Annotated in this window: 20 protein-coding genes; 13 read left to right on the top strand and 7 right to left on the bottom strand. The window is 72.8% G+C overall.

Annotation, left to right across the window (positions count from 1 at the left end):
• Positions 1-245 precede the first annotated feature (245 nt).
• Entirely contained in the window at positions 246-4556 is a 4311-nt protein-coding gene (locus ABD269_RS25475; protein ID WP_425572972.1) for a Pls/PosA family non-ribosomal peptide synthetase, read from the top strand.
• A 13-nt stretch (positions 4557-4569) separates the two neighbouring features.
• Positions 4570-6015: a M1 family metallopeptidase gene (locus ABD269_RS25470; protein WP_344121379.1), complete on the top strand. Its 1446-nt coding sequence runs from the start codon at positions 4570-4572 to the stop codon at positions 6013-6015.
• Between the two features lie 25 nt (positions 6016-6040).
• Here the strand turns inward: ABD269_RS25470 and ABD269_RS25465 are convergent, their stop codons facing one another.
• The 3 genes from ABD269_RS25465 to ABD269_RS25455 all read right to left on the bottom strand — a co-directional run bounded on the left by ABD269_RS25465 (position 6041) and on the right by ABD269_RS25455 (position 10416).
• The gene (locus tag ABD269_RS25465) at positions 6041-6847 is read right to left on the bottom strand and encodes a pentapeptide repeat-containing protein (RefSeq protein WP_344121377.1); all 807 of its coding nucleotides are present in this window, start codon (positions 6845-6847) and stop codon (positions 6041-6043) included.
• A gap of 238 nt (positions 6848-7085) precedes the next feature.
• The gene (locus ABD269_RS25460; protein ID WP_344121375.1) at positions 7086-9461 is read right to left on the bottom strand and encodes a Tex family protein; all 2376 of its coding nucleotides are present in this window, start codon (positions 9459-9461) and stop codon (positions 7086-7088) included.
• Positions 9462-9543: 82 nt separating this feature from the next.
• The gene (locus ABD269_RS25455) at positions 9544-10416 is read right to left on the bottom strand and encodes an SCO6745 family protein (RefSeq protein ID WP_344121373.1); all 873 of its coding nucleotides are present in this window, start codon (positions 10414-10416) and stop codon (positions 9544-9546) included.
• A 109-nt stretch (positions 10417-10525) separates the two neighbouring features.
• On the opposite strand from ABD269_RS25455, the gene ABD269_RS25450 reads away from it, so the two are divergent.
• Together ABD269_RS25450 and ABD269_RS25445 are read left to right on the top strand one after the other, a co-directional pair.
• Positions 10526-11497: a GlxA family transcriptional regulator gene (locus ABD269_RS25450; RefSeq protein WP_344121371.1), complete on the top strand. Its 972-nt coding sequence runs from the start codon at positions 10526-10528 to the stop codon at positions 11495-11497.
• A 25-nt stretch (positions 11498-11522) separates the two neighbouring features.
• Positions 11523-12146 (top strand): DJ-1/PfpI family protein, encoded by a 624-nt coding sequence (locus ABD269_RS25445; protein ID WP_344121369.1) that lies wholly within the window; start codon positions 11523-11525, stop codon positions 12144-12146.
• Positions 12147-12279: 133 nt separating this feature from the next.
• On the opposite strand, the gene ABD269_RS25440 is transcribed toward ABD269_RS25445, so the two are convergent.
• Positions 12280-13038, bottom strand: a complete 759-nt coding sequence (locus tag ABD269_RS25440; protein ID WP_344121367.1) for an enoyl-CoA hydratase/isomerase family protein — start codon at positions 13036-13038, stop codon at positions 12280-12282.
• 78 nt (positions 13039-13116) lie between these two features.
• Between ABD269_RS25440 and ABD269_RS25435 the strand changes: the two genes are divergently transcribed.
• Together ABD269_RS25435 and ABD269_RS25430 are read left to right on the top strand one after the other, a co-directional pair.
• The gene (locus ABD269_RS25435) at positions 13117-13761 is read left to right on the top strand and encodes an HdeD family acid-resistance protein (RefSeq protein ID WP_344121365.1); all 645 of its coding nucleotides are present in this window, start codon (positions 13117-13119) and stop codon (positions 13759-13761) included.
• Between the two features lie 126 nt (positions 13762-13887).
• Positions 13888-14388 (top strand): ATP-binding protein, encoded by a 501-nt coding sequence (locus ABD269_RS25430; protein ID WP_301891281.1) that lies wholly within the window; start codon positions 13888-13890, stop codon positions 14386-14388.
• Here ABD269_RS25430 and idi read toward each other — a convergent pair.
• The 3 genes from idi to galE form a co-directional block, all read right to left on the bottom strand.
• The gene (gene idi / locus ABD269_RS25425) at positions 14363-14974 is read right to left on the bottom strand and encodes an isopentenyl-diphosphate Delta-isomerase (protein WP_344121362.1); all 612 of its coding nucleotides are present in this window, start codon (positions 14972-14974) and stop codon (positions 14363-14365) included. The genes ABD269_RS25430 and idi overlap by 26 nt on opposite strands.
• Before the next feature lie 56 nt (positions 14975-15030).
• Complete coding sequence (locus ABD269_RS25420; protein WP_301891279.1) at positions 15031-15975, bottom strand: cation diffusion facilitator family transporter; 945 nt, start codon at positions 15973-15975, stop codon at positions 15031-15033.
• A gap of 157 nt (positions 15976-16132) precedes the next feature.
• Entirely contained in the window at positions 16133-17116 is a 984-nt protein-coding gene (gene galE / locus ABD269_RS25415) for a UDP-glucose 4-epimerase GalE (RefSeq protein WP_344121360.1), read from the bottom strand.
• 289 nt (positions 17117-17405) lie between these two features.
• Between galE and ABD269_RS25410 the strand changes: the two genes are divergently transcribed.
• From ABD269_RS25410 to ABD269_RS25380, 7 genes are all read left to right on the top strand, one after another.
• Complete coding sequence (locus ABD269_RS25410; RefSeq protein ID WP_344122070.1) at positions 17406-19211, top strand: DUF5941 domain-containing protein; 1806 nt, start codon at positions 17406-17408, stop codon at positions 19209-19211.
• A complete protein-coding gene (locus ABD269_RS25405) occupies positions 19208-19945 on the top strand; it encodes a phosphocholine cytidylyltransferase family protein (protein ID WP_344121358.1) in 738 nt (245 codons plus the stop codon). Before ABD269_RS25410 ends, ABD269_RS25405 begins: the two co-directional genes overlap by 4 nt.
• A complete protein-coding gene (locus ABD269_RS25400; protein ID WP_116214710.1) occupies positions 19933-20994 on the top strand; it encodes an iron-containing alcohol dehydrogenase family protein in 1062 nt (353 codons plus the stop codon). The genes ABD269_RS25405 and ABD269_RS25400 overlap by 13 nt, the downstream gene beginning before the upstream one ends.
• Complete coding sequence (locus ABD269_RS25395) at positions 20972-21757, top strand: CDP-alcohol phosphatidyltransferase family protein (protein ID WP_116216045.1); 786 nt, start codon at positions 20972-20974, stop codon at positions 21755-21757. Before ABD269_RS25400 ends, ABD269_RS25395 begins: the two co-directional genes overlap by 23 nt.
• Positions 21754-22650 carry a glycosyltransferase family 2 protein gene (locus ABD269_RS25390; protein ID WP_301891276.1) on the top strand — a complete coding sequence of 299 codons (897 nt, stop codon included), beginning with the start codon at positions 21754-21756 and terminating at the stop codon, positions 22648-22650. Before ABD269_RS25395 ends, ABD269_RS25390 begins: the two co-directional genes overlap by 4 nt.
• 78 nt (positions 22651-22728) lie before the next feature.
• A complete protein-coding gene (locus tag ABD269_RS25385; protein WP_301891275.1) occupies positions 22729-23673 on the top strand; it encodes an ABC transporter permease in 945 nt (314 codons plus the stop codon).
• A gap of 25 nt (positions 23674-23698) precedes the next feature.
• Complete coding sequence (locus ABD269_RS25380) at positions 23699-24466, top strand: ABC transporter ATP-binding protein (RefSeq protein WP_301894260.1); 768 nt, start codon at positions 23699-23701, stop codon at positions 24464-24466.
• The last annotated feature ends 317 nt before the right edge of the window (positions 24467-24783 follow it).

Genomic DNA, 24783 nt, shown 5'->3' with positions numbered 1-24783 from the left:
ACAGGCCAATGTTTGGCCAAGCGATGACCATGGCGGACGGGGCGACGCGCCGTGGTCGGCCGTCCCCAGGCCCCGCCCGGTGGCGGATTTGAACTGCTGATGGGGATGCTCCAGCAGGTGTTCGATTTGCGGAATGTTGGCTTCGCCATGCGAACCCTGCGCCGGGGGGCGGCGTCTGTGGTGGCGGACGTCCCGAGGGCGTCCGTTCCACCCGCCGTCGAATTAAGGCGAATAGAGGCGTACCGATGTCCCCGTCCCTTTCCGGCCCACAACCCGGCACACAGGACCCCCCTGTGGGGCAGGCCCGCTACCGCAGTGCCCCGGCACCGCACCCGCGTACCCTGCTCGACGTACTCGACACCACGATCGCCGCACATCCCGAGGCCCTCGCCCTCGACACCGGCACCGAGGCCCTCACCTACCGAGCCCTGCGGGAGGAGATCACCGCCCGCGCCGACCGGCTGCGCCGCACCGGCATCGGCCCCGGCGACCGCGTCGGCATCCGCATCCCCTCGGGCACCGCGGAGCTGTATCTGGCCATCCTCTCCGTGCTGGCCTGCGGCGCCGCCTATGTGCCGGTCGACGCGGACGACCCCGAGGAGCGCGCCACCACCGTCTTCGGCGAGGCGGGCGTCTGCGCCGTCCTCGGCGCCGACGGCCTCCACACGGCCGGACCCGTCGATCCCTCGCGGACGCAGCGGCCGGAGCCGCTCCCGCAGGACGACGCCTGGATCATCTTCACCTCCGGCTCCACCGGCGCACCCAAGGGCGTCGCCGTCACCCACCGCAGCGCCGCCGCGTTCGTCGACGCCGAGGCCGCGCTCTTCCTCCAGGGCAGCCCGCTGGGCCCCGGCGACCGGGTGCTGGCCGGACTGTCCGTGGCCTTCGACGCCTCCTGCGAGGAGATGTGGCTGGCCTGGCGGTACGGCGCCTGCCTCGTCCCCGCTCCCCGCGCCCTGGTCCGCGCCGGTCACGAACTCGGCCCCTGGCTGGTCGAGCGGGGCATCACCGTGGTGTCCACCGTGCCCACCCTCGCGGCGCTGTGGCCCCCGGAGTGCCTGGACCGGGTGCGGCTGCTGATCGTCGGCGGCGAGGCCTGCCCGGCCGCGCTCGTCGACCGCTTCGCCGTGCCCGGCCGCGAGATGTGGAACACCTACGGCCCGACCGAGACCACCGTCGTCGCCTGCGCCGCCCGGATGCACCCCGGCGAGCCCGTCCGCATCGGACTGCCCCTCAACGGCTGGGAACTGGCCGTCGTGGACGAGACCGGGGCGCCCGTGCCCTTCGGCGCCGAGGGCGAGCTCGTCATCGCGGGCGCGGGCAACGCCCGCTACCTCGACCCGGTCAAGGACGCCGACCGCTACAGCCCCTCCGCCGCCCTGGACACCGACCGCGCCTACCGCACCGGCGACCTCGTCCGCGCCGACCCCGAGGGCCTGGTCTTCGCGGGCCGCGCCGACGACCAGATCAAGATCGGCGGACGCCGCCTCGAACTGGGCGAGATCGACGCCGCGCTCAGCGCCCTGCCCGGCGTCCAGGGCGCCGCCGCGGCCGTACGCACCACCCCGGCGGGCGGCAAACTCCTCGTCGGCTACGTGCTGCCGGACGGCGGTTACGAACGGCACAAGGCAAGAGCTCTGCTGGCCGAGCGGCTGCCCGCCGCCCTGGTCCCCGTCCTCGCCGAGGTCGAGGAACTGCCCACCCGCACCTCAGGCAAGGTCGACCGCGACGCCCTGCCGTGGCCGCTGCCGCAGAGCGCCGAGGAGGGCGAGGAGCTGCACGGCACCGCCGCCCGCCTGGCCCACCTGTGGGAACAGCTGCTCGGCACCCGGCCCACCGCCGAATCCGACTTCGTCTCCCTGGGCGGCACCAGCCTCACCGCCGCCCGCATGGCGTCCTCGCTGCGCGAGCACCACCCCGGCGTCTCCGTCGCGGGCCTCTACCGGCACCCCGTCCTGCGCGACATGGCCGACCACATCGACTCCCTCGCCCCCGCGCGCGGCACGGGCCCCGCGCCCGAGGTGCGCCCCGTGCGCCCCTTGCGGCGCCGCACCGGCGTGGCCCAGGTCCTCGTGCAGTGCGCGCTGTTCGGCGTCGCCGGGCTGCGCGGGCTGGTCGGCCTCGCCGCCGCCGACAACGTCCTCGGACTGCTGGCCCCCGAGGCCTGGGCACCGCACACCTCCTGGTGGCTGGTGCTGGCCGGCTGGGTCGTGCTCTTCAGCGCACCCGCCCGGTTCGCGATCGGCGCCTCGGCCGCCCGCACCCTGACCCGCGGCATCAAGCCGGGCGCGTACCCGCGCGGCGGCCGCGTCCACCTGCGGCTGTGGGCCGCCGAACGCACCGTGGCCTCCTTCGGCGTCCCCGCCCTCCTGGGCACCCCCTGGGCCGCCTGGTACGCCCGCGCCCTCGGCTGCAAGGCCGGCCGCGGCGTGGCCCTGCACGCGATGCCGCCGGTCACCGGCCTCGCCGAATTCGGCGACGGCTGCGGCATCGAACCCGAGGCCGACATCTCCGGCTGGTGGCTCGACGGCGGACTCCTGCACGTCGGCGCCGTGAAGGTCGGCGCGGGCGCCCGGGTGGCGCACCGCAGCATGATGATGCCGGGCGCCTCGATCGGCGCGAACGCCGAACTCACCTCCGGCGCCTGCCTGGACGGCCACATCCCGGCCGGCGAGACCTGGGAGGGCTCCCCGGCGCGCCCGCGTGCCCGCGCGGCAGCAGCACACACCGCGGCCGCACGGGCCGACGCGGGCACGCGTACCGCCGCACTCCGCAACGCCGCCGCCGGCCGCACCGCGACCGCGGGCTCCGAAGGCGCGATCCCGCGCCCCCTGGACGAGACCGCCGCGGACCTCTCGCCGACGGTCCCGCGCCCCACGGACGGCACCGCCGCCGTACGGCACGACGCCGTCGCGCACGGCACCGGCACCGGCCACGCCGACACCCTCGCCCACGACGCGGACGGCTCCGGACGCGGCGGCACGGCCGTCTCCTCCCGCCCGTTCACCCGCAACCGCCGCGCCACGCGCGGCGCCTCCTCCGTCCGGCCGCAGCCCACCGGGCGGCCCGAGCCGTACGCGGGCCGGGCCAAGGGCCCGCTCCGCTCCGGCGGCAGCCGCACCACGCGGCGCGCCCGCCCCACCCCGCCCACCACCCAGCGGATGTCACTGCGCTGGCGCCTCGCCTACGCGCTGTCCCTCGGGGCCCTGCCCCTGCTGCCGCTCCTCTCCGCGCTGCCCGCGCTGGTCGGCACGTACTACCTGGTCAAGGGCTGCTCCACGCTGATCTCCGTGTCGCTGCTGCTGCTCGCCGCCGCGCCCGTGCTCACCGTCGCCACCACCCTGTGCTGGGCGCTGGTCGTCGCCGGCGTCGTCCGGCTCCTCGGGCGCCGCATCACCCCCGGCGACCACCCCGCCACCGGCGGCGTCGCCTGGCGCGCCTGGCTGGTCACCCGGCTGCTCGACTCCACGCGCTCCAGCCTCTTCCCGCTCTACGCGGGCCTCGCCACCCCCGTCTGGATGCGCCTGCTGGGCGCCCGCGTCGGCAAGAACGCCGAGATCTCCACGGTGCTCCCGCTCCCGTCGCTGCTCACGGTCGACGACGGCGCCTTCCTCGCCGACGACACCCTGGTCGCCCCCTACGAACTGCACGGCGGCCGGATGCGGCTGGGCACCGCGCGCATCGGGCGGCGCGCCTTCGTCGGCAACTCCGGCATCGTGGGCCCCGGCCGGAGCGTGCCCGACCACGGTCTGATCGGCGTCCTCTCCGACACCCCCGAACACAGCGAGCCGGGCTCCTCCTGGCTGGGCCGTCCCGCGATGCCGCTGCCGCGCGTCGCGACCGTCGCCGAGACGGGCCGCACCTTCGAGCCGCCGCGCCGCCTCGTGTTCGCCCGCGCGGCCGTCGAGATGTGCCGCGTCCTGCCGCTGATCATCGGCTTCGCGTTCGCCGAACTGGTCCTGCTGGGCGAGCAGGACGCGCTCGACGCCGGAGGCCCCGGCCTCGCCGCGGCCGTCGGCGCCCCCCTGCTGCTGGCCGCCGCGGCCGCCGCGGGACTGACCGCCACCGCGGCGAAGTGGCTGCTCATGGGCCGCTTCAAGGTGGGGGAGAAGCCGCTGTGGAGCTCCTTCGTCTGGCGCAACGAGCTGTACGACACCTTCGTGGAGTCCCTCGCCGTGCCGTGGATGGCGGGCCCCTTCACCGGCACCCCGGTCCTCAACTGGTGGCTGCGCAGCCTCGGTGCCCGGATCGGCCGCGGCGTGTGGTGCGACACGCACTGGCTGCCCGAGACCGACCTGATCTCCATCGGCGACGGCGCCAGCGTCAACCGCGGGTGTGTCCTGCAGACCCACCTCTTCCACGACCGGATCATGCGGATGGACACCGTCCACCTCGCCGCGGGCGCCTCGCTGGGCCCGCACGGTATCGTCCTGCCCGGCACCAGCATCGGGGAGCACGCCGCTATCGCGCCCTCCTCGCTGGTCATGCGCGGCGAGTCCGTGCCCGCCGGGACCCGCTGGGCGGGCAACCCGATCGCAGGGGAGCGCGTGGCATGAGGGGCGACGAAGCATGACCCTCCGGGACCGATTCCCGTGCAGCCGCCGCGCCGTCCTGACGGCCGCGGCGGCCCTCCCGCTCGCCGCGACCGCGGCGAGCACCGGCGACCCCGCCGAGCGCGTGGGCGGCGGGACGGCGCGCTACTTCCCGCGCCACGGCTCGTACGGCCACCGCACCCTCGCCTACGACCTGCGGCTCTCCTACGATCCCGAGACCGCCTGGCTCGACGGCCACGCCCGCATCGACGCCGTCGCCAACCAGGGCACCCGCCGGGTCGAACTCGACCTGGCCCGGCTGACCGTGCACTCCGCGGAGATCGACGGCAGGCCGGCGACCGTGCAGCGGCGGGACGGCAAGGCCGTGCTCACCGCCGAGCGGCCGCTCGTCGCGGGCCGGCCCTTCACCGCGGACATCCGCTACAGCGGCAGTCCGGCGCCCGTGCGCACCCCGTTCGGCGCGATCGGCTGGGACCGTACCGGTGACGGCCACGACGGCACCCTCGTCGCCTCCCAGCCGCTCGGCGCGCCCTCGTGGTTCCCGTGCAACGACCGGCCGGACGACAAGGCCGCCTACACCGTCACCGTACGGGTGCCGGGCGGCCACCACGCGCTCGCCAACGGCACCCTCCGCGAGCGCCGGGACCTCGACGACGGGTCGGTGAGCTGGACCTACCACCACCCCGGCCCGATGGCGTCCTATCTCGCGGCCGTCTACACCGGCCGGTTCACGCACGAGACGCACGACACGGAAAGCAGCGGCTCACCGGTACCGCTGCGCAACGCCTACCCCGCCCACCTCGCCGACCGGGCCCGGCACGACCTGGCCCGCCAGCCGGAGATGCTGCGCGCCTTCACCAAGCTCTTCGGCCCCTACCCGTTCGAGACGTACGGCGCGGTCGTCGTCGACGCCGAGCTGGCGGCGCCCGTCGAGAACCAGACGCTCTCCGTCTTCGGCAGCAACCACATGGACGGCAAGCGCGGCTGGGAGACGCTCGTGGCCCACGAGATCGCCCACCAGTGGTACGGGAACAGCGTGAGCCTCGCCGACTGGCGGCACATCTGGCTCAACGAGGGGTTCGCCACCTACGCGGAATGGCTGTGGTCCGAACACCTCGAGGAGGACGACGCCCACACCCTCGCCGTCCAGGCGTGGCGGCAGCTCTCCGAGGGGCGGCAGAACCTGCGCATCGGCGACCCCGGGCGCAGCCGCCTCTTCGACGACCGGATCTATGTCCGGGGCGCGTGCACCCTGCACGCGCTCCGGCTGGCCCTGGGCGACGAGCGGTTCTTCACGGTGCTGCGCACCTGGCACGCCGCGCACCGCGGCGGCAGCGCGGACACCGACGCGTTCGTCGCCCACGCGGAACGGACGGCGGGGCGGCCGCTGGCGGACCTGATCCACCCGTGGCTGTTCGACAAGACACTGCCGGACTTCCCGGAGCGGTCCACCGCGGTGTGACCGTCGGGCCGACCGCCCGGCGCGCCTACCAGTGCGCCGGGCGGTTCAACGCCGGTGGCAGTACGGTGCTGCCGTCGCCCTTCGCGGCGTCGAGCTGGGACTGGATGAGGAAGATGCTGTCCGTCAGGTCGGCACCCCTGAGGTCCGCCCCGCGCAGATCGGCCCCGATGAGATCGGCCAGCCGCAGGTCGGCGCCCCTGAGGTCGGCCCCGATGAGATACGCACCCCGCAGATTGGCGCCCCGCAGGTCCGCGCCCTTGAGCTTCGCCCCGATGAGGTCGGCTCCCCGGCGCTCCTTCTTCCTGCCGCCGAACCCGGCGCGCGCGAGCTCGCTCGCCCGCAGCAGCAGGGGGTTGACCTGCTGCCGGACCGCCGTGATGTCGACGGCCGCGAGGGCCTCGGGGTCCTGAGCGGTGAGGCGCCCGGTCTCCTCCAGCGCGCGGGTGAGCTCACCGTGCACCGGCCGCGCCGCGGGCAGCGCCCGCGCCTCGGTCAGGTACCAGAGCAGCTCGTGAAGGTCCCGCATGACCGGGAACACGTCGAACATCCGCTGCCCGCCGTCCGGCGCCGACCGCCAGTCCCGCCCGCCGAACGTCACCTGCGACACCTTCTGCCCGGCCCCGAAACAGTCATAGACCGTGCACCCCCGAAAGCCGCGCGGCCGCAACTCGGTGTGTATGCCGCACCGGAAATCCGTCCGCAGATTGGCACAGGGCGTCCGGGCGGGCTTGTCGACGGCGAAGTCCGAAGAGGCCGAGAACGCGGGCACGGTGCAGCACAGGCCGAAGCAGTTGGCGCAGTCGGCTTTGAGGTCGGTGGGTATGTGGGGCACGGTTTTCCTGTCGGATTGCTGAACGGCGGGGAGGGCGCGGGTGCGTGGCGCCTGCGGCGGGCTTGTTCCCCTATCCCGCCCCTTCCCGAAACTGGGAGCTTCGCCCCCAGACCCCCAAGGGTGCGCGATTTCAGCCCGTCCGGCGTTTGAGGACAGCGCGCGAAGCGTGCTTCGGGGGTCTGGGGGCTTGCCCCCAGTTCGGGAAGGGGCGGGGCTGGGGAACAGAAACCCCGTCGGGCTAGCGCCGCTTCGGGTCCAAGAGCCCCGCTCGCCTCAGCGCGTCCGCCATCGCGTCATTCGTCGGCGCCGTCACACGAGAGCCGCCACCCCCACCGTCACCGCGCCGCGGCCTCGGCGTACCGCGACCGCCCCGCTCCCCCCGCTCGGGACCACGCGCCGCACCCCCGGAAGGAGCCGCGTCATCCAGCCGCAGCGTCAGCGACACCCGCTTGCGCGGGATGTCGACCTCCATGACCTTCACCCGCACGATGTCACCGGGCTTCACGACATCCCGCGGGTCCTTCACGAAGTTCTTCGACATCGCGGACACGTGCACCAGACCGTCCTGGTGCACGCCGATGTCCACGAAGGCGCCGAAGGCCGCCACATTGGTGACGACGCCTTCCAGCAGCATCCCCGGCACCAGGTCGCCGAGCTTCTCGACGCCGTCCTTGAACGTCGCCGTCCGGAACGCCGGGCGCGGGTCGCGCCCCGGCTTCTCCAGCTCCCGCAGGATGTCGGTGACCGTCGGCAGGCCGAAGGAGTCGTTGACGAAGCTCTCCGGGCGCAGCGAGCGCAGCACGCCCGTGTTGCCGATGAGCGCGGCGACCTCGCCGCCCGTGGACTTCACCATCGCCCGCACCACGGGGTAGGCCTCGGGGTGCACGCTGGAGGCGTCCAGCGGGTCGTCGCCGCCGCGGATCCGCAGGAAGCCCGCGCACTGCTCGTACGCCTTCGGGCCGAGCCGGGCCACGTCCTTGAGCCCCTTGCGGGAGCGGAAGGGGCCGTTGGCGTCGCGGTGGGCGACGATGTTCTCCGCGAGGCCCGAGCTGATGCCGGAGACCCGGGAGAGCAGTGGCGCGGACGCGGTGTTCACGTCGACGCCGACGCCGTTCACGCAGTCCTCCACGACCGCGTCGAGCGAGCGGGACAGCTTCACCTCGGACAGGTCGTGCTGGTACTGGCCGACGCCGATGGACTTGGGGTCGATCTTCACCAGCTCGGCGAGCGGGTCCTGGAGCCGCCGGGCGATGGAGACCGCGCCGCGCAGGGACACGTCGAGCCCGGGCAGCTCCTGCGAGGCGAACGCGGACGCGGAGTACACCGAGGCGCCCGCCTCCGAGACCATCACCTTGGTCAGCCCCAGCTCCGGGTGGCGGGCGATCAGGTCCGCCGCGAGCTTGTCGGTCTCGCGCGACGCCGTGCCGTTGCCGATCGCGACGAGCTCCACGCCGTGCTCGCGCGCGAGGCGGGCCAGCGTCGCCAGCGAGGCGTCCCACTTCTGCTGCGGAACGTGCGGGTAGATCGTCTCCGTCGCGGCGACCTTGCCGGTCGCGTCCACGACGGCGACCTTCACGCCCGTACGGAAACCGGGGTCGAGGCCCATCGTGGCGCGCGTGCCCGCCGGGGCGGCGAGCAGCAGGTCGCGGAGGTTCGCGGCGAAGACCCGGACCGCCTCGTCCTCGGCGGCCTGGCGCAGCCGCAGCCGCAGGTCGATGCCGAGGTGGACGAGGACGCGGGTGCGCCAGGCCCAGCGCACGGTGTCGGCCAGCCACTTGTCGCCCGGGCGGCCGCGCTGGGCGATGCCGAACCGCCGGGCGATGGCCTGCTCGTACGCGGTCGGGCCCTCCGCGGCCGACGGCTCCTCCGGCTCCAGGGCGAGGTCGAGGATCTCCTCCTTCTCGCCCCGGAGCATGGCCAGCACCCGGTGCGAGGGCAGTGCCGTGAAGGGCTCGGCGAAGTCGAAGTAGTCGGCGAACTTCGCGCCCGCCTCCTCCTTGCCCGCCCGCACCTTCGCCGCGACGCGCCCGCGCGTCCACATGCGCTCGCGCAGCTCGCCGATCAGGTCGGCATCCTCGCCGAACCGCTCGGTCAGAATCGCGCGGGCGCCCTCCAGCGCGGCCGCGGCGTCCGCGACACCGCGCTCGGCGGAGACGAAGGCCGCGGCCGCCGCGAGCGGATCGACGCCGGGGTCGCCCAGCAGCCCGTCCGCCAGCGGCTCGAGACCGGCCTCCCGGGCGATCTGCGCCTTGGTGCGCCGCTTGGGCTTGAAGGGCAGATAGATGTCCTCCAGCCGGGCCTTGGAGTCGGCCGCGAGGATCTGCGCCTCCAGCGCGGCGTCCAGCTTGCCCTGCGTGCGCACGGAGTCGAGGACCGCCGTGCGGCGGTCCTCCAGCTCCCGCAGATAGCGCAGCCGCTCCTCGAGGGCGCGCAGCTGCGCGTCGTCGAGCATCTCGGTCGCTTCCTTGCGGTAGCGGGCGATGAACGGCACGGTCGAGCCGCCGTCGAGCAAGTCGACGGCCGCCTTCACCTGCCGCTCCCGCACGCCGAGCTCCTCGGCGATCCTGCCTGCGATCCTGCCCTCGGTCGACGCACCCGCTGCCGTCACGATCACGCTCCGCTTTCTCTTCGAGCTGCGATCTGCATTGTGGCAGGTACCGCCGACAACGCCCGCGCGAGCCTCGCTGCCCCGGCGCTCAGCCCTTGCCGAGCAGGTCCGCCGGGAAGGCGCCCGCGGCGGCCGCCGCCGTGGTGAAGGCCGTCGCCAGCTCGGTGAGGCGCGCGACGCCCGCCGCGCCCAGGTGTTCGTACGGGGCCGCGTCCAGGCGGTCCGTCGCGTCCTCCAGCTCCTCGCGCAGCGCGATGCCGGCCTCCGTCAACTCGCCCTCCGCGTCGAGCAGTCCGCGCTCCCGCAGCCGGTCCCGGCCGGCCGCCAGCTCCTCCTCGCTCCAGCCGCGGGTGGCGAGCAGCCACTTCTGGGTCATGCCGCGGCCGGTCGCGCCGTGGCTGACGAGCGCCTCCACCGGGTCGAGCCCGGCCTGGACGAGCGCCATCACATGGCCGTCGCCGCGGTGTTCGCGCAGCAGCGTCGCGGCGTACCAGAGGGCGAGGTGCGGCTCCTCCGGCACGGCCAGGTCCGCGTGGGCGGAGTACAGCGGGCGGCCGCCGCGGGTGCAGCCCTCGGTGGCGCGCAGGGCGAGGCGGGCGGCCTCGGCCATCTCCGGGGAGGCGAGGACGTCGTCGCCGAGAAGGCGGCGCAGGGTCGCGTCGGCGGTGCGCAGCCGGGCCGCGATCGCGTCCTCGGGCGAGGCGATGTCCCAGACGGCGGGGATGTGCCGGGCCACCAGCTCGTACTTGTAGTTGTAGAACGCCGCGACCACCGGTCCGGCGCCCACCCGCCCGAACGCGGCGCTGCGCGAGGCCAGGTTGACGGCGGGGCGGTCCTCGATGCCCAGTTCCGCGAATTCCCGGTGGATGTCCGGGGAGAAATACACCACGGAGTGGAGGGGGTTCACGACGCTGTGACAGTGGCGCGCGGCGCGCTCGGGCAGACGCTGGGAAGTGGTCATGCCTGAACGTTACCGACTGGTCGGTACGTCGGGAAGGTGGCGGCCGATGGCAGAAAAGGTGGGATCTTCGTCATTGCGGACGCGCCCGGCCGCGACCAGCATGGTGTCCATGACGCCTCGCCGCACCGTGCTCATCCTCCTCTTCGAGGAGGTGCAGAGCCTCGATGTCACGGGCCCCCTCGAAGTGTTCGCCTACGGGGGCTTCGTCACCGGTGACCCGGACCTCTACGAGGTCCGCACCGCCACCGTCGACGGCGGGCCCGTCCGCACCACCAGCGGCCTGCGGCTGCTCCCCGACATGGCCCTCCACGAGGCGGAGGTCCCGCACACCCTGGTCGTCCCCGGCGGCGACGGCACCCGCGCCCCCGACCCCCGGCTCGTCGCCTGGCTGCGCGAGAACGCCCCGCGCGCCGAGCGCATCGTGTCGGTGTGCACAGGCGCGTTCCTGCTCGCCGCGGCCGGGCTGCTCGACGGCCGCCGCGCGACGACCCACTGGGCGCTCTGTCCCACCCTCGCCGAGCGGTACCCCGCGATCCGGGTGGAACCCGACCCCATCTACGTGCGCGACGGGAACATCGCCACCACGGCCGGCATCACCGCGGGCATCGACCTCGCGCTCGCCCTCGTGGAGGAGGACCTGGGCCGGGAGCCGGCGCTCGCCGTCGCCCGCGCGCTCGTCGTCTTCCTGCGCCGCCCGGGCAATCAGACGCAGTTCAGCGCCCAGTTGGCCGTCCAGTCCGCCACGCGGCCACCGCTGCGCGACATCCAGCACTGGGTCGTCGAGAACCTGCGGGCCGACCTCTCCGTCGACTCGCTCGCCGCCCGCGCGGGCCTGTCGCCCCGTCACTTCGCCCGCGCCTTCCACAGTGAGGTCGGGATGACACCGGGCCGCTATGTCGACAGGGTCCGGCTGGAGGCCGCGCGCAGGCTCCTGGAGGACACCGCCGACGGGGTCGAGACGGTCGCGCGGGCCTGCGGCTACGGCACGTCCGAGGCGATGCGCCGCGCCTTCGTCCGGTCCCTGGGAGCCTCCCCGGCCGAATACCGGCGCCGCTTCCGCCCACTGACACCGGCCGCCTGAGCCCGTACCGTACGAAAGGACGACCGTGCAGATCGCCATCCTGCTCTATCCCGGCTTCACCGCCCTCGACGCCATGGGCCCCTTCGAGGTCCTCGGCAACCTCCCCGGTGCCGACACCGTCTTCGTCGCCGAGCAGCCGGGGACGATACGCAACGACAGCGGCAAGCTCGCCGTGCTCGCCGACGCCTCGCTCGCCGAGGTCGGCAGCCCCGACATCGTCGTGGTGCCGGGCGCCCCCGACACCAGCGGGCCGGTGAAGTCCGAGGCCGTACGGGAGTGGCTGACGGCGGTCGACCGCACCACCACCTGGACGACATCCGTGTGCACCGGCTCCCTGATCCTCGCCGCCGCCGGGCTGCTGACGGGCCGTCGGGCCACCTCGCACTGGCTGTACCTGGACGAACTGGCCTCCTACGGCGTCGAGCCGACCGGCGAACGGGTCGTCACCGACGGCAAGTACGTGACCGCGGCGGGGGTCTCCTCGGGCATCGACATGGGCCTCACCCTCGCGGGCCGCATCGCGGGGGACCGCGTGGCCCAGGCGATCCAGCTGCTCATCGAGTACGACCCGCAGCCCCCGTACGACGCGGGCTCACCGGAAAAGGCCCCGGCGGACCTGGTCGCCGAGTGGCGGGCGCGGCGTATCTGACGGCGGCGCAGCCGCATTCGGGGGGCCGGGGGCTTGCCCCCGGTTACGGAGGGGCGGGCCAGGGGGAACCGCCCGCAGCCGACGGCCGTGGAGGACCGGGACGGGGGTCCGGCCCTCCACGGCCGTCAGGCCGTCACGCCGGACCCGGAACCCGCCAGGCGAACCGCGGAGCCCGCCGCTCCAGAAACGCCGCCGCCCCCTCCGCCGCCTCACCGCTCGCCCGGGCCTCCGCCGCCCAGTGCTCCCACCGCGCCGCCCCTTCCGCCGCCGCGAACTCCTTCGCCGCCACCTGGGTGAGCAGCGATCGCGACCCCAGCACGCGCGCGAACTCCGCCACCCGCTTGTCGAGCGCGTCCGCCGGCCACACCTCGTCCACCAGCCCCGTGCGCAGCGCCCGTTCCGTATCGATCAACTCGGCCGAGAACAGCAGGTATTTGGCCGTCGACGGGCCGACCAGGTCGACCAGCCGCCGGGTGGACGACGCCGCGTAGACGATCCCCAGCCGCGCCGGGGTCACCCCGAAGGACGCGCCCTCCGCCGCGAAGCGCAGGTCGCACGCGGCCGCGAGCTGGCAGCCGCCGCCCACGCAGAAGCCACGGACAGCCGCGACCGTCGGCTTGGGGAAGGCGGCGAGCGCCTCCTCGGCCGCGACGGCGAGGTCGCGCGAGCTCTCGCCGCCGTCGGTGAGCGAGGAGATGTCGGCGCCCGCGCAGAAGGTGTCGCCCTCGCCGGTGAGCACCAGGACGCGCACCGCCGGGTCGGCCGCGCAGCGCTCCAGCAGCCCGGGCAGGGCCCGCCACATGCCGGTCGTCATGGCGTTCCGCTTGGCGGGGTTGGCGATGCGGACGGTCGCGGTGCCGTCGTCGATGTCCAGATGCAGTGCGGGCTTCATGGTCCGGATGCTATCCGGGGCGCGTTTCCATGATCCGTCCTATGATCAAAACATGGGGGGCGCTACGAGGAGGCGCTCATGTCCAGGGGCACGAGGCGGGCGCGGTCGCCGGGCCACGAACTCAGCCGCAGTTTCGGCGTGCTGACACTGCTGGGCGGGATCCTGGTGCTCGCCGGGCTGGTCGGGCTGGTCTATGTGGGCTTCGCGACCCTCACCACGATGATCCTCTTCGGCTGGCTGCTGCTGATCGGCGGGGTCGTCGGCCTGGTGCACGCCGTCCAGTCGCGGGACAGCAACTTCTTCTGGCTCGGTGTGGTGGTCGCCGCGCTGAACATCGCCGCGGGCGCGGTGGTGATCCGGCGGCCCGACGTCGCCGCCGTGGGACTGACGATGTTCGCCGCGCTGCTCTTCCTGACCGGCGGTGTCTTCCGGCTGGTGGGCAGCCTGGTCGTGCGCGGTCCGCAGTTCGGCTGGACACTTGTGCAGGGTGCCTTCGGGCTGCTGCTGGGCATCCTGGTGCTGGGCGACTGGCCGCACAGCAGCCGCTATGTGATCGGCACCTTCTTCTCCCTCGCCCTGCTCTTCGACGGGCTCGGTCTGATCGCCCTCGGGGTCGGGGGCCGCCGCGTCGTCGGCCTGGTCTCGGAAGCGGCCTCGGAAGAAGGCGCTCCGGGTCGTTCAGCCGACAGCGGCCGGGGCGGCCAGGAACAGTCGCGTGAGTGACCCTGGCATACGCGCGCGATCAAATCCCGTCGATAGACGCTGACTTCTGCTCAGAATGCCGGTGCGGACCCTTACGTTCCCAACACTCGAGGTGCGGTCGACCACGGTGAGGGGTTGGTATCGGACATGGAAATCCTCGGGAGCGTCCCGCCCGATCCGGGACAGGCCCCGCCGCGCAGACCGATCGAGTTCGACGGCGCCTGGCGGTTCACCGCTCCCGCACTGGACTCCTCCGTGCCCCGCGCCAGACACGCCGTCCGCGACCTGCTGGGACGCCAGCGGGTGCCGCTGCGCGACGACCTCCTGCACGGCCTGCTGCTGATCGTCTCCGAGCTGGTCACCAATGCCGTGCAGCACGCCGCGCTGCTCTCGCCGGAGGTCGCCGTGGAGGTCTCCATCGGCCCCCACTGGGTACGGGTGGCCGTCGAGGACGACCACCCGTACCGGCCCAAGCCCCTGGAGGCGGACGACGACCGCATCGGCGGCCGGGGGCTGCTGCTGGTCAAGACCATCTCGGACGAGGCCGGCGGCCTGTGCGACGTGGAGCACACCGCGAACGGCGGCAAGGTGGTCTGGGCCGCCCTGCCGCTCGGCGCGCCCGCTACCAGCCCGCTGCGTCCCCGGTGATCTCGCGCACCACGGGCCGCGCGGTGTCCAGGACGTCCATGAACCACGCCGAGAACGTGAACTTCTCCCGCAGCTCGTCGAGCTCGGCCGGCGTCACGAAGGCCGTCTCCTCGACCTCCTCGGGGTCCGGGCGCAGCCCCGCGCGCACGGTGCCCACGAAGAGGTGGTTGAACTCCTGCTCGACCAGGCCCGACGCCGGGTCGGGGTGGTTGTAGCGCACGGTGCCCGCCTCGCGCAGCAGCGCGGGGGTCACCCCCAGCTCCTCACCCGTACGGCGGGCCGCCGCGACGAACGGCGGCTCGTCCGGATAGGGGTGGCCGCAGCAGGTGTTCGACCAGACGCCGGGGGAGTGGTACTTCCCCAGCGCCCGGCGCTGGAGCAGCAGCCGCCCCTGCTCGTCGAAGAGGAAGACCGAGAAGGCGCGGTGCAGCCGCCCGGGAGCGAGGTGCGCGGAGAGCTTCTCGGCCGTGCCGATGGTTCTGCCGGACTCGTCGACCAGTTCCAGCATGATCGGTTCAGCTGTGCCGTCGGAAGCGGGAACCGCCGAGTCGTCGGCGGACAGGCCCTTGGCAGGTGTGATCGGCATTGACCATCCTCGTAGTCGGTCTTCGACCCTCAAGTCTGCCGTAACCCGCCGCGGCGTCAATGACAGAGCCTCGCCTCGTGCTCCGCATGGCCGCCGGGCTCCAGCTGGAAGGTGCAGTGCTCGACGTCGAAGTGCTCGCCGAGGCAGCCCTGCAGGTCGTGGAGCATTTTCTCGTGCCCGACCGAGTCCAGCGCGGCGTGGTCGACGACCACGTGCGCGGAGAGTACCGGCATTCCGGATGTGATCGTCCACACATGCAGGTCGTGCAGGTCCTCCACACCCGGCAGCGCCATGATGTGCGACCGGATCTCGTCCATGTCGACGTCCTTGGGGGCCGCCTCCAGCAGGACGTCCAGCGCCTCCCGCATCAGCTTGACCGTGCGCGGCACGATCATCAGGCCGATCAGCAGGGACGCGATGGGGTCCGCCTGCGTCCAGCCCGTGGCCATGATGACCAGGGCGGAGATCACGACGGCCAGGGAGCCCAGGGCGTCCGAGAGGACCTCGAGGAACGCCCCGCGCACATTGAGGCTCTCCTTCTGGCCACGCATCAGCAGCGCCAGCGAGATCAGGTTGGCCACCACGCCGACCAGACCGAAAACCACCGTCGTGCCGCCGGGCACCTCCGTGGGGCTCGCCAGCCGCTTGATCGCCTCGAAGAGGATGAAGCCGCCGACGCCCAGCAGCAGCAGACAGTTCAGCAGCGCCGCCAGGATCTCCGCCCGGGCGTAGCCGTAGGTGCGGCGGCCGCCGGGCGGGCGGTTGGCGAAGTGGATCGCCACCAGCGCCATGCTCACCCCGACCGCGTCGGTCGCCATGTGCCCGGCGTCCGCGAGCAGCGCCAGCGAACCGGTCAGTGCGCTGCCGACGATCTCCGCGACGAGCACCGTCAAGGTGATGCCCAGCGCGATCCGCAGCCGGCCCCGGTAGGCCGCGGCGGCCGTGCCGCTCGTCCCCGGCGGGGGTCCGTGCGAATGGCCGTGGTCGTGCCCTGCGCCCATGAAAGCCGCCTCCGAAAGGTGCCCGCAACGGCCGGCGGACGCCGGCCGAGCACCCAGTGAACTACGGGTGGGGGGTATCGGGCAACGCGGCACTGAACACCGTTGTCATGTGCTCTGACCTGCGACGATGCTTAACGCGCCGACCTGGGGCGATCAGTCAGGCGCGGGCCTTCGGATGGTGGTGGCACCAGCCCTCCCAGGCCGAGGCGACCATGCTCCGCACCCCGTGCACCGGGCTCCAGCCGAGCTCCTTGGCGATCAGTTCGTTCGAGGCGACGACACGCGCCGGATCACCCGGACGGCGCGGCTCGACGAGGGGCGCGGGCTCGGAGCGTCCGGTGATCTCGGCGATCAGGTCCGCCATCTCCCGCACGGACACCCCCCGGCCCGTGCCGACGTTCAGCGTGAGGTCGCCCGTGCCCGGCCGGCCGGCGAGCCGCCGGGCCGCCGCCAGGTGGGCGGTGGCCAGGTCCTCGATGTGGATGTAGTCACGGACACAGGTGCCGTCGGGGGTGTCGTAGTCGTCGCCGAAGATGCGCGGGCTCTCGCCCCGCGTGAGCCGGTCGAACATCATCGGGATGATGTTGTAGACCCCGGTGTCGGCCAGCTCCGGCACGGCCGCGCCCGCCACGTTGAAATACCGCAGGCACGCGGTGGAGACGCCGTGCGCCGCCCCGGTGGCGCGCACCAGCCACTCACCGGCCAGCTTGGTCTCCCCGTACGGGTTCATCGGCAGGCACGGCGTCTCCTCCGTGACGAGGTCGACATCCGGCATCCCGTAGACGGCGGCGGAGGAGGAGAAGACGAAGCTCCCGACACCGGCCGCGACCACCGCCTCCAGCAGGACCGTCAGGCCGTGCAGATTCTCCCGGTAGTAGAGCAGCGGCTTCTCCACCGACTCCCCGACCTGCTTCTTCGCCGCCAGGTGCACCACACCGGTCACACCCAGCTCGGCGAACGTACGGTCCAGGAGCTCACGGTCCAGGACCGAACCCTGCACCAGCGCGCACTCCGCGGGCAGCCGCCCGGCCACGCCCGTGGACAGGTCGTCCAGCACGGCGACGCGCTCCCCGGCGTCCACCATCGCCCGCGCGACGTGCGCCCCGATGTACCCGGCTCCACCTGTGATCAGCCATGTCATGTCGGCACCCTAATCCAGCCGGCGTAAGGGCCCCGTTCCCTTCACCCCCGTCCGCCCCCGTCATGTCCTCTTCTTTGCGCCCCCCGGAACCTCACAGGCGGCCTGAGCGTCCAGTCAGTGTCGGGAAGCCCCGGTGCACGTGCGGTGAACGGCGTCTTCCGTTGATCCGATAGCCTCTGCCGACGTGCCCGCACGCCGCCCGCCCCGTAAGGCCGGCGCGTGCCACGCCCGCTGCCCGGACGCCCCGCGGACCGAGGCGGCCGCATCCGCTTCCAAGGAGTGAGTTCGTCTGTCGACCGCCATCGTCACCGGTTCGCCGCCCGTCGGCTCCTCCCTCGAGGACGACCTGCGGTCCCTGGGCTTCGGCGTACGCGTGGCCGCTGACGCCACCGCCGTCACCACCGAGCTCGCCGCCGTCCCCGCGGGCGAGCGCGTCGCGCTCGTCGACGCGCGCTTCGTGGGCCACGTCCACGCGCTCCGCCTGGCGCTCACCGACCCCCGCTTCCCCGCCGCCGCCGTGGAGGGTGCGCTGACCGCGCAGCCCGAGGCCCGCGGCGCCCTGACGCACGCGGTCGGGCGGGCCCTGCCGGAAGGCGGCCCCGAGGCCGGCCTGCCCGACGCCCTCGCCCACCGGCTGGAAGCCGACGGCGTCGCGCTCCACCGCCCCGACCTCGGCGTCCTCGTCGCCACCGTGCCCGCCGACGCCGACATCCGGGCCAAGGCCGAGGCCGACGTCCTGGCCGTCGACGACGAGGCCGTACGGCTGCGCTCCGCCGTGAAGTCCCGCGACGGCTTCTTCACCACCTTCTGCATCAGCCCGTACTCCCGCTACCTCGCGCGCTGGTGCGCCCGCCGCGGCCTCACCCCCAACCAGGTCACCACGGCCTCGCTGCTCACCGCCCTCGTCGCGGCCGGCTGTGCGGCCACCGGGACCCGGCCCGGCTTCGTCGCCGCGGGCGTGCTGCTCCTCTTCTCCTTCGTGCTGGACTGCACCGACGGCCAGCTCGCCCGCTACTCCCTGCAGTACTCCACGCTGGGCGCCTGGCTCGACGCGACCTTCGACCGCGCCAAGGAATACGCCTACTACGCGGGCCTCGCCGTCGGCGCGGCCCGCGGCGGCGGCACCGACGACGTCTGGGCGCTCGCGCTCGGCGCGATGGTCCTCCAGACCTGCCGGCACGTCGTCGACTTCTCGTTCAACGAGGCCAACCACGACGCCGCGGCCAACACCAGCCCCACCGCCGCCCTCTCCGACCGGCTCGACAGCGTCGGCTGGACCGTCTGGGCCCGCCGCATGATCGTGCTGCCCATCGGCGAGCGCTGGGCGATGATCGCGGTCCTCACCGCCCTCACCACGCCCCGCGTCGTCTTCTACGCCCTGCTCGTCGGCTGCGCGCTCGCCGCCTGCTACACCACCGCGGGCCGCGTCCTGCGCTCCCTCACCCGCAAGGCCAAGCGGACCGACCGCGCGGCCCGGGCGCTGGCGGACCTCGCCGACTCCGGGCCTCTCGCGGAGCTCGCCAGCCGGACGCTGGGCCGCACGATGGCCGCGGGCACCTACAGCGCCCCCTACTGGGCGCTGCTCGCGACCGCCGCGCTCTTCGTCTGGCCGCTGGTGGCCGACACCGTCGGCACCTGGCGGGCCGTGCCACAGGCCGTCGTCTACGCCATCCTCGCCGGGGTGGCCGTCGCCCACCCGCTCAAGGGCCCCCTCGACTGGCTCGTGCCGCCCGTCTTCCGGGCCGCCGAGTACGGCATGATCCTCGCCCTCGCCGCGACCTCCGGCGTCCCCGGCGCCCTGCCCGCGGCTTTCGGCCTGGTGGCCGCGGTCGCCTACCATCACTACGACACGGTGTACCGCATCCGCGGTGGCACCGGGGCGCCCCCGCACTGGCTGGTGCGGGCGATCGGCGGGCACGAGGGACGGATCCTGGCGGTCTCGATCGCCGCCGCCCTGTGGCACAACCAAGGTTTCACGATCGCGCTGACGGTCCTCGCGGCCGCCATCGCGCTCACGGTGCTCATCGAGAGCATCCGCTTCTGGGTGTCCTCCGGGGCGCCCGCAGTACACGACGAATCAGGAGAACCCGCATGATCGGCCTCGTGCTGGCCGCCGGCGCCGGACGGCGTCTGCGTCCCTACACCGACACTCTGCCCAAGGCCCTGGTGCCGGTGGACGGTGACACCACCATCCTCGACCTCACCCTGGCCAACTTCGCCGAGATCGGTCTGACCGAGGTCGCGATCATCGTGGGCTACCGCAAGGAAGCCGTGTACGCGCGCAAGGAGGCCCTGGAGCAGAAGTACGGCCTCAAGATCACCCTGATCGACAACGACAAGGCCGAGGAGTGGAACAACGCCTACTCCCTGTGGTGCGGCCGTGACGCCCTCAAGCACGACGTGATCCTCGCCAACGGCGACACCGTGCACCCGGTCTCCGTCGAGAAGACCCTGCTCGCCGCCCGCGGCAACGGCCGGAAGATCATCCTCGCCCTCGACACGGTGAAGCAGCTCGCCGACGAGGAGATGAAGGTCGTCGTGGACCCCGACAAGGGCGTCCAGCGCATCACCAAGCTGATGGACCCGGCCGAGGCCACCGGTGAGTACATCGGCGTCACCCTGATCGAGGGCGAGGCCGCCGCCGACCTGGCCGACGCCCTCAAGGTCACCTTCGAGCGCGACCCCGACCTCTACTACGAGGACGGCTACCAGGAGCTCGTCAACCGCGGCTTCAAGATCGACGTGGCGCCCATCGGCGACGTCAAGTGGGTCGAGATCGACAACCACGACGACCTCGCCAAGGGCCGGGGGATCGCGTGCCAGTACTGACGAGGCTCATCCCCTCGCCGGTCGTCGTCGACATCCGCGCCGGAGCGCTGGACGACCTGGCCGGCGTGCTCGCCGACCAGCGGATCTCCAGCTCCGGCAAGCTGGCCATCGCCATCAGCGGCGGCTCCGGGGCGGTGCTGCGCGAGCGGCTCGCCCCGGCGCTGCCCGGCGCCACCTGGTACGAGGTCGGCGGCGGCACGCTGGACGACGCGATCAAGCTCGGCGACGCCATGAAGAAGGGGCACTACGACGCGGTCGTGGGCCTCGGCGGCGGCAAGATCATCGACTGCGCGAAGTACGCCGCCGCACGGGTCGGCCTGCCGCTGGTGGCCGTCGCGACCAACCTGTCGCACGACGGCCTCTGCTCGCCGGTCGCCACCCTCGACAACGACGCGGGCCGCGGCTCCTACGGGGTGCCCAACCCCATCGCCGTGGTCATCGACCTCGACGTCATCCGCGAGGCACCGGCCCGGTTCGTCCGGTCCGGCATCGGCGACGCGATCTCCAACATCTCCTCCGTCGCGGACTGGGAGCTCTCCCACCGCGAGACGGGCGAGTCCATCGACGGCCTGGCCGCCGCCATGGCCCGGCAGGCCGGCGAGGCCGTGCTGCGCCACCCCGGCGGCGTCGGCGACGACGGCTTCCTCCAGGTGCTGGCCGAGGGCCTGGTCCTCACCGGCATCTCGATGTCGGTGGCCGGCGACAGCCGCCCCGCCTCGGGCGCCTGCCACGAGATCAACCACGCCTTCGACCTGCTCTACCCCAAGCGGGCCGCCAGCCACGGCGAGCAGTGCGGCCTCGGCGCCGCCTTCGCGATGTACCTGCGCGGTGCCCGCGCGGAGTCCGCGCTGATGGTCGAGGTGCTGCGCCGCCACGGGCTGCCGGTGCTGCCGCAGGAGATCGGCTTCAGCACCGAGGAGTTCGTCAAGGCCGTCGAGTACGCCCCGCGGACCCGCCCCGGGCGCTACACGATCCTGGAGCACCTCGACCTCTCCACCGACCAGATCAGGGACGCTTACGCCGACTATGCCAAAACCGTCACTAGCTGAACTCCGTCCGGTCGTCCACCCCGGCGGCCTCAAGGACCGGCGCAGCGGTGAGCACTGGGCCGGGCGCCTGTACATGCGCGAGGTCTCGCTGCGCTGCACCCGGGTGCTGCTGAACAGCAGGCCCACGCCCAACCAGTACACCGGCCTGATGATCCTCGCCGGGGTCGCGGCGGGCGCCGCCCTGCTGGTGCCCGGCCTCACCGGCGCGATCCTGGGCATGCTGCTCATCCAGCTGTACCTGCTGCTGGACTGCGTCGACGGCGAGCTCGCGCGCTGGCGCAAGGTCACCTCGACGACCGGCGTCTACCTCGACCGGGTGGGTCACTACCTCTCCGAGGCCGCTCTTCTGGTGGGATTCGGCATCCGCGCCGCGGACGTCTTCCACAAGGACGGCGCCGCCACCCAGTGGCAGTGGGCCTTCCTCGGCACGGTGGCCGCGCTCGGCGCGATCCTGATCAAGGCCGAGACGGACCTGGTCGACGTGGCCCGCGCCCGCAGCGGCATGGCGGCCGTGGAGGACTCCGCGGCGACGCCCCGCTCCTCGGGCATGGCGCTGGCCCGCAAGGCCGCGGCCGCGCTGAAGTTCCACCGGCTCGTCGGCGGCGTCGAGGCGTCGCTGGTGATCCTGGTGGCCGGGATCGCGGACTTCGTCCACCACGACCTGCTGTTCACCCGGATCGCGGTCGTCCTGCTCGCGGCCGTCGCCGTGCTGCAGACTGTGCTGCACCTCGTGTCCATCCTCGCTTCGAGCAGGCTCAAATGAGTGCCCCCTCACTGAAGGTCGGTGCGGTCGTCCTCACCATGGGCAACCGCCCCGCCGAGCTGCGCGCGCTGCTGGAGTCCGTGGCCAAGCAGGACGGTGACCCGATCGAGGTCGTCGTCGTCGGCAACGGCTCCCCGCTGCCCCCGCTCGCCGTCGCCGGGCTGACCGTACGGACGGTGGAGCTGTCCGAGAACGTCGGCATCCCGGCCGGCCGCAACGTCGGCATCGAGGCGTTCGGCCCCGCCGGGCGCGACGTCGACGTGCTGCTCTTCCTGGACGACGACGGGCTGCTCCCCGGCCAGGACACCGCCGAGCTGTGCCGGCAGGCGTTCACGGCCGACCCGCGGCTCGGCATCATCAGCTTCCGCATCGCCGACCCCGACACCGGGGTCACCCAGCGCCGCCACGTACCCCGGCTGCGCGCCTCGGACCCCTTGCGGTCCTCGCGGGTGACGACCTTCCTCGGGGGCGCCAACGCCGCCCGCACCCGGGTCTTCGCCGAGGTCGGCGGGCTCCCCGACGACTTCTTCTACGCGCACGAGGAGACCGACCTCGCGTGGCGGGCCCTCGACGCGGGCTGGATGATCGACTACCGCGCGGACATGGTGCTGCACCACCCGACGACGGCCCCCAGCCGGCACGCGGTCTACCACCGCATGGTCGCCCGCAACCGGGTGTGGCTGGCGCGCCGCAATCTGCCCGCGCCGCTCGTCCCCGTCTACGTCGGGGTCTGGCTGCTGCTGACCCTGGCCCGGCGGCCGTCGCCGCCCGCGCTGCGCGCCTGGTTCGGCGGCTTCCGGGAGGGCTGGTCGACGCCGTGCGGTCCACGGCGCCCCATGAAGTGGCGTACCGTGTGGCGCCTGACCCGACTGGGTCGCCCTCCCGTGATCTGACAAGCTCTTGTCGATGAGCATCAGGCGCGAACCGGGGCCCGGCCCCGGGAGCGCACCTTGAGGACGAAAGTGTCAACTGTGAGCGAGACAACGCACGACAGTGCGGTCGCCATGAGTGCCCCGCCATCACCCGACGACGGACTCTCCGCCGCCGAGCTGGCCCAGAAGTACGGCCTCTCGATGAGCGGCGCCCGGCCGGGCCTGGCGGAGTACGCGCGCCAGCTGTGGGACCGACGGCACTTCATCGTCGCCTTCTCCCGCGCCAAGCTGACCGCTCAGTACAGCCAGGCCAAGCTGGGTCAGGTGTGGCAGGTGGCGACGCCGCTGCTGAACGCCGCCGTCTACTTCCTGATCTTCGGCCTGCTGATGGGCCAGAGCAAGGGCATGGGCATCAAGACGTACATCCCGTTCCTGGTGACGGGTGTCTTCGTCTTCACGTTCACCCAGAGCTCGGCGATGTCGGGTGTGCGCTCGATCTCGGGCAACCTGGGGCTGGTGCGGGCCCTGCACTTCCCCCGGGCGGCCCTGCCGATCTCCTTCGCGCTCCAGCAGCTCCAGCAGCTGCTGTTCTCGATGAGCGTCCTCTTCGCCCTCCTCCTCGGCTTCGGGCACATGCCGCGGTTCTCGTGGCTGCTGATCGTCCCGATCCTGGTGCTGCAGTTCGTCTTCAACACCGGCCTGGCGATGGTCCTGGCCCGGCTGGGGAGCAAGACCCCCGACCTGGCGCAGCTGCTGCCGTTCATCCTGCGCACCTGGATGTACGCGTCCGGCGTGATGTACAGCCTCGTCGGGAATCTCAAGAAGCAGCACGCCCCCGGGTGGCTCATCGACGTGCTGAGCGCGAACCCGGCCGCCGTCTTCATCAACCTGATGCGCAACTCCCTGATCACCGGCCACGCCGCGCACAAGCACATCGACATGCCACCGCACGTATGGGCGCTGGCGGTCGGCTGGGCGGTGCTGATCGGCATCGGGGGCTTCGTGTTCTTCTGGAAGGCTGAGGAGCAGTACGGCCGTGGCTGAGCAGAACAGCGTCGCGAAGGCGCCCATGTCGACCTCCCAGGTCCCGACGGTGATCGCGGACGACGTGCACATCGTCTACCGCGTCTACGGCGGCAACACCGGCCGGGGCAGTGCCACCGCCGCCCTCAACCGGCTCGTGCGGCGCAAGCCCAACGCGGGTGTGCGCGAGGTGCACGCCGTCAAGGGTGTGAGCTTCACCGCTTACCGCGGCGAGGCGATCGGCCTGATCGGCTCCAACGGCTCCGGCAAGTCGACCCTCCTGAAGGCGATCGCCGGGCTGCTGCCCACCGAGCGCGGCAAGGTCTACACCGACGGCCAGCCCTCGCTGCTGGGTGTGAACGCGGCCATGATGAACGACCTCACCGGCGAGAAGAATGTGATGCTCGGCGGCCTGGCGATGGGCATGAGCCGGGAGCAGATCCGCGAGCGCTACCAGGAGATCGTCGACTTCTCGGGCATCAACGAGAAGGGCGACTTCATCACCCTGCCCATGCGCACCTACTCCTCCGGCATGGCGGCCCGCCTGCGGTTCTCCATCGCCGCGGCCAAGGACCACGACGTGCTGATGATCGACGAGGCGCTGGCCACCGGCGACCGGTCCTTCCAGAAGCGCTCCGAGGCCCGCGTCCGCGAGCTGCGCAAGGATGCCGGCACCGTCTTCCTCGTCAGCCACAACAACCGGTCCATCCGCGACACCTGCGACCGCGTGCTCTGGCTCGAACACGGCCAGCTGCTCATGGACGGGCCCACCGAGGAAGTCGTACGGGCCTATGAGAAGGAGACGGCCCGCTAGCCAGGCGAGCACGACAGCGCCTCCGGGGCCCCCGCTGTGACGCGTTCGGCGGGGGCCTTGACCTATCCGTAACGATCAACTCACTTATTGACAGGGTTGATTCGGCCCTCGCGTGGCATTGTATGGATCAAGCACCTACCCGGGCGCGCGTCGGACACCTGTACGGCGTACGCTGTACCGTGCTGATTTGCGGAGAAGCGGGACGATACCGGTGTATCTCCGTCGTGGAGAGCGGCTCCGCGGGTGGTCAGCAGGAGGTGTCGAGGGGGAGCAGGGGGAGGTCTGCCCTGCGGCGTGTCCGAAATAGGATGTTCTGG

The sequence above is a fragment of the Streptomyces blastmyceticus genome, from assembly GCF_039521185.1.
In the GTDB taxonomy this organism is placed as follows: Bacteria; Actinomycetota; Actinomycetes; order Streptomycetales; family Streptomycetaceae; genus Streptomyces; species Streptomyces blastmyceticus.
This window is presented reverse-complemented; position numbering and strand designations above follow the sequence as displayed.